Raw genomic sequence first — 10950 nt, 5'->3', positions numbered from 1 at the left:
CGATTCTGACTGATCGCCATGGGCGCGCTTGAAGGCGCCGTGGTGCTCGGCCAAAGCACATCGAACGTTTGCATGACCCGTTTCGACGACATCCGCCTGCTGCGCATCAACTATTTGCGCGGTCCCAACCTCTGGACCTACCGTCCGGTGCTCGAAGTCTGGCTCGACCTGGGCCAGCTCGAAGACTTTCCCTCCAACAAGATCGACGGCTTCACCGACCGCCTCACGGCCCTGCTCCCGGCGCTCATCGAGCACCACTGCGGCGTGGGCGAGCGCGGCGGCTTCATCCAGCGGCTGACCGAAGGCACCTGGTCGGGCCACGTGCTGGAACACGTCGTCATCGAACTGCTGAACCTGGCCGGCATGCCGACCGGATTCGGGCAAACCCGTAGCACCTCGGAGCATGGTGTCTACCGCATGGTGTTTCGCGCGCGCGACGAGCAGGTCGCCCGGGTGGCGCTGGCCGAGGGCCACCGCCTGCTGATGGCTGCCATCAACAACGACCCGTTCAGCGCCGACGACGTGCAGAACGCCGTCGACGCCGTCAAGGCCAAGGTCGAGGACTGCTACCTCGGCCCGAGCACCGCCGCCATCGTGGCCGCCGCCACCGACCGCGGCATCCCGCACATGCGGCTGAACAGCGGCAACCTCGTGCAACTGGGCTACGGCGCCAACCAGCAACGCATCTGGACCGCCGAGACCGACTACACCAGCGCCATCGGCGAATCGATCGCCAGCGACAAGGAACTGACCAAGTCCCTGCTCGCGAGCTGCGGCGTTCCCGTGCCCGAAGGCCAGATCGTCGCCAGCGCCGAGGAAGCCTGGGAAGCCGCCGAAGACATCGGCCTGCCGGTGGCCGTGAAGCCGTCGGACGCCAACCACGGCCGCGGCGTGTCGCTCGAACTGACGACGCGCGAGGAAGTCATGGCCGCCTTCGCGGTGGCCGAGCCCGAAGGCAGCAACGTGATGGTCGAGCGCTTCATCCGCGGCCACGAACACCGCCTGCTCGTGGTGGGCGGCGAAGTGGTGGCGGCCGCGCGCGGCGAGATCATCACCGTGACCGGCGACGGCAAACTCAGCGTGGCCGAGCTCATCGACAAGCAGCTCAACAGCGACCCGCGCCGCGGCGCCGAAGAGGAATACCCGCTCGACCTGATCGTGCTGGCCACCGACGCCAAGCTGCAGCTCGAGCTCAAGCGCCAGGAGCTGGACGGCGCTTCGGTGCCGGCCGCCGGCCGCGTGGTGACGATCCAGCGCAACGGCAACATGGCCAACGACTGCACCGACCAGGTCCACCCCGAAGTCGCGCACGCCGCCGTGCTGGCCGCGCGCGTCGTGGGCCTGGACATCGCGGGCATCGACCTCGTGGCGCAGGACATCTCCAAGCCGCTCGGCCCGCAGCGCGGCGCGATCGTCGAAGTCAACGCAGGCCCGGGCCTGCTGATGCACCTGAAGCCGGCCGTCGGCTCGCCGCGCCCGGTGGGCCGCGCGATCTGCGACCACCTGTTCCCCAACGACGCGCCCGGCCGCATTCCGGTGGTCGGCGTGGCCGGCTCGCAGGACACGGGTGTGCTCGCGCGCCTGGTGGCCTGGCTCATCAACCTGGGCGGGCGCCACACGGGCCTGGCCTGCCGCGACGGCCTGTTCCTCGAGCGCCGCCGCGTCGATGCGCGCAACAGCGCCAACTGGGAAGCGGGCCACCGCCTGCTCGTGAACCGCACCGTGCAGGCCGTGGTGATCGAGAACGGCGCCGAAACCATCCTGCGCGACGGCCTGGCCTACGACCGCTGCGAAGTCGGCATCGTGACCGACCTGGAAGGCGCAGAAGCCCTCGCCGACTACGACATCACCGAGAGCGACCAGATGGTCAAGGTGCTGCGCACGCAGGTGGACGTGGTGCTGGGCGAAGGCACGGCCGTGCTGAACGCGGCCGACGCGCGCGTGGCCGGCCTCGCGCCGCTGTGCGATGGCGCCGTCATCCTGTATGCCGCCGATCCGCAGGCTGCCGCGCTCACCGCGCACCAGGCCGCGGGCGGCAAGGCCGTGCTGGTGCGGCAGGACCGCGTGGTGCTGGCCAACGGCACGAGCGAGTCGTTCCTGCCGGGCCTGGGGCGCCTCACGATCTGGCGCGCCACCCATGCCGGCGTGAGCCTCGAAAGCCTGCTGGCCGCCGTGGCCGCCGCCTGGGCCATGGGCATTCCGCTGAACCTGATCGGCGCCGGCGTGGAGGCCTTCGAAGCCGACCTGCAGGCTGCCCTGGCTTCGCTGCAACTCTCGCAAACGCAGCCCCTTCAACCTCAACTCGCCTGAGGCCTCGTGCCACTCGCCAGATTGCAAGCCTTCGTCGCCCCATGAAAGTCACCCGCATCCGAGCCCTTCGCGGGCCCAATCTCTGGAGCCGCCATACCGCCATCGAGGCGGTCGTGGCCTGCGAAGGCGATGAGAACGCCGTCAGCAAGCTCGCCGGTTTCGAAGCGCGCCTGCGCGCCCGCTTCCCGACCATCGGCGAACTGCACCCGATGGTGCTGGGCCAGCCGCTCGCGCTCGCCCATGTGCTGGAAAACGCCGCCGTCGCGCTGCAGGCGCAGGCCGGCTGCGCGGTCAACTTCGGCCACACCTCCCCCACCGTGGAAGAAGGCGTCTACCAGGTCGTGTTCCAGTACAGCGAAGAGGCCGTGGGCCGCCGCGCGATCGAGCTGGCCGATCAGCTGATCGCCGCCGCGCAGGCCGACACGCCGTTCGACGCCACCGCCGCCATCACCGAGCTGCGCGACCTGGACGAATCCGAGCGCCTCGGCCCGAGCACCGGCTCCATCGTCGATGCCGCCGTCGCGCGCGGCATTCCATACCGCCGCCTCACGAGCGGGAGCCTCGTGCAGTTCGGCTGGGGCTCCAAGCAGCGCCGCATCCAGGCGGCCGAAGTCGACAGCACCAGCGGCGTGGCCGAATCGATCGCGCAGGACAAGGAACTGACCAAGCAGCTGCTCAACGCCGCCGGCGTGCCGGTGCCGCTCGGACGCCCCGTCTCCAGCGCCGAAGACGGCTGGGCCGCGGCCGGGGAAATCGGCCTGCCGGTCGTGGTGAAGCCGCAGGACGGCAACCAGGGCAAGGGCGTCACCGTCAACATCACCACCCGCGAACAACTGACCTCGGCCTACGACTCGGCCGCCGTCTACGGCGAAGTGATGGTCGAGAAATTCCTGCCGGGCTTCGACTTCCGCCTGCTGGTGGTCGGCGACCGCCTCGTGGCCGCCGCGCGGCGCGACCCCCCGCAGGTGATCGGCGACGGCAATTCCACCGTGCGCCAGCTGGTGGACACCGTGAACCTCGACCCGCGCCGCGGCGAAGGCCACGCCACGTCGCTCACCAAGATCCGCCTGGACGACATCGCCATCGGCCGTCTCGAATCGCAGGGCCTCACGCCCGAGAGCGTGCCCGAGCGCGGCCAGCGCGTGGTGCTGCGCAACAACGCGAACCTCTCCACCGGCGGCACCGCCACCGACGTGACCGACACCGTGCACCCCGAAGTGGCCGCGCGCGCGGTCGATGCGGCGCAGATGGTCGGGCTGCACATCTGCGGCGTCGACATGGTCTGCGAGAACGTGCTGCGCCCGCTCGAGGAGCAGCACGGCGGCGTGGTCGAGGTGAATGCCGCGCCCGGCCTTCGCATGCACATCTCGCCCTCCTTCGGCCGCGGCCGCGCGGTCGGCGAAGCGGTGGTCGACACCATGTTCGCGCACGGCGACGACGGCCGCATTCCCGTGGTGGCCGTCACCGGCACCAACGGCAAGACGACCACCGCGCGCCTGATCAACCACCTGCTCGCCTCCAGCGGCCTGCGCACCGGCATGACCAACACCGACGGCGTGTACGTCGACGGCCGGCAGACCGACAGCGGCGATTGCAGCGGCCCGAAGAGCGCGCGCAACGTGCTGATGCACCCCGACGTCGATGCGGCCGTGTTCGAAGTGGCCCGCGGCGGCGTGCTGCGCGAGGGCCTGGGCTTCGACCGCTGCCAGGTGGCCGTGGTCACCAACATCGGCAGCGGCGACCACCTGGGCCTGAACTACATCACGACCGTGGAAGACCTCGCGGTGCTGAAGCGCGTGATCGTTCGCAACGTGGCCGCCGACGGCTACGCGGTGCTCAACGCGGCCGACGTGAACGTCGCCGCGATGGCCGCCGGCTGCCCCGGCCACGTCATCTTCTTCACCGCCGACCGCATGCATCCGGTGATGGCCACGCACCGCGCGCAGGGCAAGCGCACCGTGTACGTCGACCAGGACACGCTGGTCGCCGCCGAAGGCTCGTGGCGCGAGCGCATCGCGCTGCGCGACGTGCCGATCACGCGCAACGGCACCATCGGCTTCCAGGTCGACAACGTGATGGCCTCGGTGGCCGCGGCCTGGGCCGTGGGGCTGGACTGGGACACCATCCGCAGCGGCCTCGCGAGCTTCATGAACGATGCGGCCGGCGTGCCCGGACGCTTCAATGTCATGGACTACCGCGGCGCCACCGTGATCGCCGACTACGGCCACAACACCGACGCGATGCGCGCGCTGGTCTCGGCCGTGGACACCATGCCGGCCAACAAGCGCTCGGTGGTGATCAGCGGCGCGGGCGACCGGCGCGATTCGGACATCCGCGACCAGACGGCGATCCTCGGTGAAGCCTTCGACGACGTGATCCTCTACCAGGACGCGGCGCAAAGGGGCCGTGCCGACGGCGAAGTCATGGCGCTGCTGCGCCAGGGCCTGCAGGGCGCGGCGCGCACGCGCTACATCGACGAGATCCGCGGCGAGTTCGTGGCAATCGACACGGCGCTGGCCCGTCTGCAGCCCGGGGATCTCTCGTTGATCCTCGTGGACCAGGTCGAGGAAGCGCTCGCTCACCTGGCTCAACGCATCGCAGCAGGCTGACACCCGGGTTGACGGACGTGTCCCACACACATGGGCGCGTCCGGCCCGCCCGGTGAACGGGGCTGTCCCACACGGCCCTGCCCCCGACGGGCACCACACTGTGGCTCCGGTCGCGCACCTCTCGGAGGACGCGCCCCAACCAGGAGCCCGCATGACAAAAACAGTTCGTTCCCTTCTTTCCGCCACGGCACTCTTCGCCGCCAGCGGCTTTATCGTCTTCGGCGCGCAGACCGCCAGCGCGCAGGCGCCCGGCACCGACGCACGCGCCCAGAAGGAACGCGCCGTCTGCGACGGCGTGCAGCAAGACCGCGCGGCGTGCCTGCGTGAAGCCGGCGCCGCGAAGCAGGAAGCTGGCCGCGCCGGCCTCACCACGCCGAGCCCGGCGCGCGGCCAGGTCAATTCGCTGGCGCGCTGCGCCGAGCAGCCTGCGGCCGACCAGGCAGATTGCGAAGCCCGCATCAAGGGCGGCGCCCGCACCACCACCGAAGGCAGCGTGATGGGCGGCGGCGTCATTCGCGAAACCGTGACGCCCCTGCCCGCGCAGCCTGCGCCGGCACGTTGATTTGCTGACTGACCAAGCCAAGGAGCCCATCATGAAAAGCAATACCCGTTCGATCGTCCTCGCCCTGTTCGCCGTCGGCGGCATGGCCAGCGCCACCCTGGCCACCGCGCAAAGCGGCCGCGGCGGCATCTACCAGCAGGAACTCTCGGTCTGTGGCCACAACCAGCAAGACCGCGCGGCCTGCATCCGCGAAGCCGGCGCCGCCCGCCAGGAAGCCGCACGCGGCGGCCTGACCGGCGCACCGGACTACCGCGCCAACGCGCTCGCACGTTGCGGCCTGCAGCAATCGCCCGGCGACCGCAGGGACTGCGAAGCCCGCGTGCTCGGCGGCGAAGGCAACACCAGTGCCAGCGTCGAAGGCAGCGTGATGGGTGGCGGCGTAATCCGCGAGTCGGTCACCACCGTCGTGATGCCGGCGCCGATGCCGATGGAACGGGCGCCCGAGCCGATCATGGCGCCGCGTCCGATGCCGATGCCGGCACCGCTGCGCTGATCGACCCAGCCCTGTGAATACGCCCACGGCCCGTCTTGCGCGAGCTGCTGGGCGATGCCCTTTGTTGTCACACGACTGTCATAAAACCCAACGTCGTGCTAGCTATAGTTCTCGGTCCCTGCCCACCGAGGAACTCTTTCCCATGAATGCCATCAAGGTCGCTCGCCGATTCATAGAAACGGACCCGGCCAACGAATCGGCCAAGATCCTGGCCCAACTCGTGTTGGCCCTCGAGTCCGAACGCAGCTTCGAGCTGGTCACCCTCTACAGCCTCGACTACAAGAGCTTCGAGCTCGCCATGGACATCCTGAAGGAATGGCGCCTGGACCGCTACTACGCCAGCAAGTCCAAGCTGTTCGACCTGTCCCTGCAAGTCACCGAACTCGAGAAAAGCTGACGTCCGCGGCGCACCGGTCGCGCGTTCAGACCAGCATCCCGCCCGACACCTCGATGCGCTGGGCATTCACCCAGCGACTCCCCTCCCCGAGCAAGCCCGCGATCGCACCGCCGATGTCGTCGGGCCTGCCCGCGCGTCCGAGCGCCGTGAAGCCCGCGACCATCGCGTTCACCTGCGCGTTGTCGCGCACCATGCCGCCGCTGAAGTCGGTCTCTATCGCACCCGGTGCGATCGTGTTCGCGGCGATGCCGCGCTTGCCCAGTTCCTTGGCGAGGTAGCGCGTCAGCACTTCCACGGCGCCCTTCATCGCGGCATAGGCCGAAGCGCCCTCCATGGCGAAGCGCGTCAGTCCGGTCGACACATTGACGATGCGCCCGCCGTCGTTGATCAGCGGCAGCAGCTTCTGCGTGAGGAAGTACGTGCCCTTGAAGTGGATGTTGTAGAGCGTGTCGAACTGCGCTTCAGTCATGTCCTCGAAGTTCACATGCAGGCCCACGCCGGCGTTGTTCACCAGGAAGTCGAAGCGCTCCCGCTGCCAGGTGGCCGCGAGCGCCGCCCTCACCGAATCGGCGAACGCGGCGAAGGCCGTGCTGTCGCCGACGTCCAGCTTCAGCGCGACGGCACGGCGCTCCTTCGCCTCGATCTCCGACACCACCGCCCGCGCGCTGGCTTCGTTCGACACGTAGGTCAGGATCACATCGACGCCGTCGGCGGCGAGCGCCAGCGCGGCACTGCGGCCGAGGCCGCGGCTGCCGCCGGTGATGAGTGCGATGCGGGAGGGATGCGCGGTGGTGGGAGCGGTCATTTCAAAGTCCTTGGTGGTTGATCGGTGGATCGATGGGAGGACTTTAAAAATTAGCGGCAGAAAGATAAATTCCGCCAAACTACGCACACTGTTTTCCGACAACGAAACAATCCGCCATGACCACCGACGAACTGCGCATCTTCTCGAAGGTGGCCGAACTGGCGAGCTTCAGCCGCGCAGCGGACCAGCTCGGCCTGACCCGCGCGCGCGTCTCGGTCGCCGTGCAGCAGCTCGAAGAGCGCCTGGGCACGCGGCTCCTGCAGCGCACCACCCGCAGCGTGCGCCTCACGGAAGACGGCGCGCGCTTCCTCGACCGCTGCAAGGACTACCTGGCCGAAGGCGAACAGCTGGCCACCATGTTCCGATCGAGCACCGGCGGCCTCACGGGGCGCCTGCGCATCGACCTGCCGGCCACCGTGGCGCGCGACCTCGTCATTCCGCGCCTGCCCGAATTCCTTGCGCGGCATCCGGCGCTGGAGATCGGCATCAGCACTACAGACCGCCGCGTCGACCTCGTGAACGAAGGCTTCGACTGCGTGCTGCGCGTGGGGGTGCTGGGCGATTCCGAACTGGTTGCGCGGCCGCTCGGTTTCATGCGGATGGCCAATGCCGCGAGCCCGGCCTACCTGCAGGCGCATGGCACGCCGCAGACGCTCGCCGATCTCGCGCAGCACCGCATCGTGCACTTCGCACAGACCCTCTCGCCGAACGACGCGGGTTGGGAATACTTCGACGCGGCCCAGGGCCGCTACCGGATCAAGCCGGTGCGCTCCATCGTCACGGTGAACGGCACCGACGCCTACAACGCCGCGGCGGTCGCGGGCCTCGGGCTGATCCAGGCGCCGGTCGGCGGCCTCCTGCGGTGCTTCGCGGCCGGATCGCTGGTGCAGGTGATGCCGGCGTTCAGCGCGCGGCCCATGCCGGTGTCGCTGGTGTACGTCAACCGGCGCCAGCTCGCGCCGCGTGTGCTCGCGGTGATGAACTGGCTGACCGAGATCCTCGCGCCCTACTTCGCCGAGGACAGCGAACTGGCTATCGCCTCTATCGCCTCTATCGCCCCTATCGCCCCGCTTGCGCCTGTTGCCACTAACGTCCCCAGCGAAGCACCAGCGGATCGAGCCGCCTCGCCGTCTCGATCAACCCGGCGCGTGTCGCGGGGTGCATCGCCGGCAACGGATGCCGCGGCGCCTCGCAAGCGATCACGCCGCCCTCCTTCATGAGCGACTTGCAGGCCAGGAGGCCCGCCTGCCGGTTCTCGTAGTTGATGAGCGGCAGCCACTGCTGGTACAGCGAAAAGGCCTTGTCGCGGTCGCCCGCGCGGTGCGCCTCGATGATCGGGCGGATGCCGTCCGGGTAGCCGCCGCCGGTCATCGAGCCGGTCGCGCCCGCATCGAGGTCGGGCATCAGCGTGATGGCCTCCTCGCCGTCCCACGGGCCTTCGATGGCGTCGCCACCGAGGCGGATCAGCTCGCGCAGCTTCGCGGCCGCGCCTGCGGTCTCGATCTTGAAATACGCGACGTGCTCGATCTCCTTGGCCATGCGCGCGAGGAACGGCGCCGACAGCACCGTGCCGCTGGCTGGCGCGTCCTGGATCATGATCGGAATGCCCACCGCATCCGACAGCCCCGCATAGAACTCGAAGATCTGCGGCTCGGGCACGCGGAAGGTGGCGCCGTGGTACGGCGGCATCACCATCAACATCGCCGCGCCCATGTCCTGCGCGCGGCGGCTTCGTTCGGCGCACACCTTGGTGCTGTAGTGCGTGGTGGTCACGATCACCGGCACGCGGCCCTTCACATGCTCGAGCATCGTGCGCGTGAGCACTTCGCGCTCTTCGTCGGAGAGCACGAACTGCTCCGAGAAATTCGCGAGGATGCACAGGCCATCGGAGCCCGCGTCGATCATGAAATCGACGCAGCGCTTCTGGCTTACCAGGTCGAGCGCGCCCTGTTCGGTGAAGGTGGTCGGCACCACCGGGAAGATGCCGCGGTATCTGGGGGTCATGGTGTGTGATCAGTGTGAATGGCGTGGAACGGCGGAGCCTCTGCAGCCCACCAGGAAGTCGAAGTCGCAGCCCTCATCGGCCTGCAGCACGTGGTTGACGTAGAGCTTCTGGTAGCCGCCGCCGCGCGTGCTCATCGGTTGCGCATCGGTGCTCGACAGCGAGGCAAGACGTGAGGCCAGCTCCTCGTCGCTGATGTCCAGGTGCAGGCGCCCCGCATCGCAATCAAGCTCGATCCAGTCGCCATCGCGCACCGCGGCGAGCGGTCCGCCGTCTGCAGCTTCGGGCGCCACGTGCAACACCACCGTGCCGTACGCCGTGCCGCTCATGCGCGCATCGGAAATGCGCACCATGTCCTTCACGCCCTGGCGCAGCAGCTTCGGCGGCAGCCCCATGTTGCCCACCTCGGCCATGCCGGGGTAGCCCTTGGGGCCGCAGTTCTTGAGCACCATCACCGAGCTCGCATCGATGTCCAGCGACTCGTCGACGATGCGCTCCTTGTAGTGCTCCAGGTTCTCGAACACCACGGCGCGGCCGCGGTGCCTGAGCAGCTCGGGCGTGGCCGCAGAGGGCTTGAGCACCGCACCGCGCGGCGACAGATTGCCGCGCAGGATGCGGATGCCGCCATCGGCGATCAGCGGATTGTCGAGCGGGCGGATCACCTCGTCGTTCAGGCTCGGCGCCTCGCGCACGTTGTCCCAGATCGAGTGGCCGTTGACGGTGAGCGCATCCGGGTGCGGCAGCAAGCCGTTCTCGCCGAGGCGGCGCAGCACGGCGGGCAAGCCACCCGCGTAATAGAACTCTTCCATGAGGAAGCGGCCCGAGGGCATCAGGTCCACGATGGTCGGCGTGTGGCTGCCGATGCGCGTCCAGTCTTCCAGTTCGAGATCGACGCCGATGCGCCCCGCGATCGCCTTCAGGTGGATCACCGCATTGGTCGATCCGCCGATCGCCGCGTTCACGCGAATGGCGTTCTCGAAGGCCTCGCGCGTGAGGATCTTCGACAGCGTGAGCCCTTCCTTGGCCATCTGCACCGCGCGCATGCCCGACATCTGCGCGAGCACGTAGCGCCGCGCATCGACCGCCGGAATCGCCGCGTTGTGCGGCAGCGAGGTGCCCAGCGCCTCGGCCATGCAGGCCATCGTCGAGGCGGTGCCCATCGTGTTGCAGGTGCCTGCCGAGCGCGACATGCCGCCCTCGGCAGAGAGGAACTGGTGCAGGTTGATCTCGCCCGCCTTCAGCGATTCGTGCAGCTGCCACACGGCGGTGCCCGAGCCGATGTCCTTGCCGTCGAGCTTGCCGTTGAGCATCGGCCCGCCCGTGACGACGATGGCCGGGATGTCGCAGCTTGCCGCGCCCATCAGGAGCGCGGGCGTGGTCTTGTCGCAGCCCGTGAGCAGCACCACCGCATCGACCGGATTGCCGCGGATGGCCTCTTCCACGTCCATGCTCGCGAGGTTGCGCGTGAGCATCGCGGTCGGCCGCAGGTTCGATTCGCCATTGGAGAACACAGGGAACTCGACCGGGAAGCCGCCTGCTTCGGAGATGCCGCGCTTCACATGCTCCGCGATCTTGCGGAAGTGCGCGTTGCAGGGCGTGAGCTCCGACCAGGTGTTGCAGATGCCGACGATCGGCCGGCCATCGAACTCGTGGTCCGGAATGCCCTGGTTCTTCATCCAGCTGCGGTACATGAAGCCGTTCTTGTCGGCCGAGCCGAACCATTCGGTCGAGCGCAGTTTCTTCGGAGGGGTGTCCGGCATGCGAGAAATATC

General features: G+C 68.7%; 8 protein-coding genes and 1 pseudogene. 6 read left to right on the top strand and 3 right to left on the bottom strand.

Translation table 11 applies throughout. From position 1 onward, the window contains the following. The first annotated feature begins 72 nt into the window (after positions 1-72). The 5 genes from cphA (RT97_RS18215) to RT97_RS18195 all read left to right on the top strand — a co-directional run bounded on the left by cphA (RT97_RS18215) (position 73) and on the right by RT97_RS18195 (position 6371). Positions 73-2310 carry a cyanophycin synthetase gene (cphA, locus tag RT97_RS18215; protein WP_253278260.1) on the top strand — a complete coding sequence of 746 codons (2238 nt, stop codon included), beginning with the start codon at positions 73-75 and terminating at the stop codon, positions 2308-2310. A 41-nt stretch (positions 2311-2351) separates the two neighbouring features. Continuing rightward, on the top strand, positions 2352-4919 hold the full coding sequence (gene cphA / locus RT97_RS18210; protein ID WP_042580213.1) for a cyanophycin synthetase: 2568 nt from the start codon (positions 2352-2354) through the stop codon (positions 4917-4919). A gap of 151 nt (positions 4920-5070) precedes the next feature. Continuing rightward, entirely contained in the window at positions 5071-5481 is a 411-nt protein-coding gene (locus tag RT97_RS18205; protein WP_042580212.1) for a hypothetical protein, read from the top strand. A gap of 31 nt (positions 5482-5512) precedes the next feature. After that, complete coding sequence (locus RT97_RS18200; RefSeq protein ID WP_042580211.1) at positions 5513-5974, top strand: hypothetical protein; 462 nt, start codon at positions 5513-5515, stop codon at positions 5972-5974. A gap of 142 nt (positions 5975-6116) precedes the next feature. Then, positions 6117-6371, top strand: a complete 255-nt coding sequence (locus tag RT97_RS18195) for a hypothetical protein (protein ID WP_042580210.1) — start codon at positions 6117-6119, stop codon at positions 6369-6371. 25 nt (positions 6372-6396) lie between these two features. Here the strand turns inward: RT97_RS18195 and RT97_RS18190 are convergent, their stop codons facing one another. Continuing rightward, positions 6397-7176, bottom strand: coding sequence for an SDR family NAD(P)-dependent oxidoreductase (locus RT97_RS18190; RefSeq protein WP_042580209.1), 780 nt, complete (start codon positions 7174-7176; stop codon positions 6397-6399). A gap of 116 nt (positions 7177-7292) precedes the next feature. On the opposite strand from RT97_RS18190, the pseudogene RT97_RS18185 reads away from it, so the two are divergent. Further along, a pseudogene (locus tag RT97_RS18185) lies at positions 7293-8192 on the top strand (LysR family transcriptional regulator); the annotation flags it as partial. A gap of 70 nt (positions 8193-8262) precedes the next feature. Here the strand turns inward: RT97_RS18185 and RT97_RS18180 are convergent. Both RT97_RS18180 and RT97_RS18175 read right to left on the bottom strand, forming a co-directional pair. Beyond that, positions 8263-9180, bottom strand: coding sequence for a dihydrodipicolinate synthase family protein (locus tag RT97_RS18180; protein ID WP_042580208.1), 918 nt, complete (start codon positions 9178-9180; stop codon positions 8263-8265). 9 nt (positions 9181-9189) lie between these two features. Further along, positions 9190-10938 (bottom strand): IlvD/Edd family dehydratase, encoded by a 1749-nt coding sequence (locus tag RT97_RS18175; RefSeq protein ID WP_042580207.1) that lies wholly within the window; start codon positions 10936-10938, stop codon positions 9190-9192. Positions 10939-10950: the final 12 nt, after the last annotated feature.

The organism is Variovorax paradoxus, assembly GCF_000834655.1.
GTDB lineage: Bacteria > Pseudomonadota > Gammaproteobacteria > Burkholderiales > Burkholderiaceae_C > Variovorax > Variovorax paradoxus_F.
This window is presented reverse-complemented; position numbering and strand designations above follow the sequence as displayed.

What these genes read in the sequence shown, in the direction of transcription:
- cphA (WP_253278260.1), top strand. Translation starts at nt 73, where the DNA reads ATGACCCGTTTCGACGACATCCGCCTGCTGCGCATCAACTATTTGCGC.
- cphA (WP_042580213.1), top strand. Translation starts at nt 2,352, where the DNA reads ATGAAAGTCACCCGCATCCGAGCCCTTCGCGGGCCCAATCTCTGGAGC.
- RT97_RS18205 (WP_042580212.1), top strand. Translation starts at nt 5,071, where the DNA reads ATGACAAAAACAGTTCGTTCCCTTCTTTCCGCCACGGCACTCTTCGCC.
- RT97_RS18200 (WP_042580211.1), top strand. Translation starts at nt 5,513, where the DNA reads ATGAAAAGCAATACCCGTTCGATCGTCCTCGCCCTGTTCGCCGTCGGC.
- RT97_RS18195 (WP_042580210.1), top strand. Translation starts at nt 6,117, where the DNA reads ATGAATGCCATCAAGGTCGCTCGCCGATTCATAGAAACGGACCCGGCC.
- RT97_RS18190 (WP_042580209.1), bottom strand. Translation starts at nt 7,176, where the DNA reads ATGACCGCTCCCACCACCGCGCATCCCTCCCGCATCGCACTCATCACC.
- RT97_RS18180 (WP_042580208.1), bottom strand. Translation starts at nt 9,180, where the DNA reads ATGACCCCCAGATACCGCGGCATCTTCCCGGTGGTGCCGACCACCTTC.
- RT97_RS18175 (WP_042580207.1), bottom strand. Translation starts at nt 10,938, where the DNA reads ATGCCGGACACCCCTCCGAAGAAACTGCGCTCGACCGAATGGTTCGGC.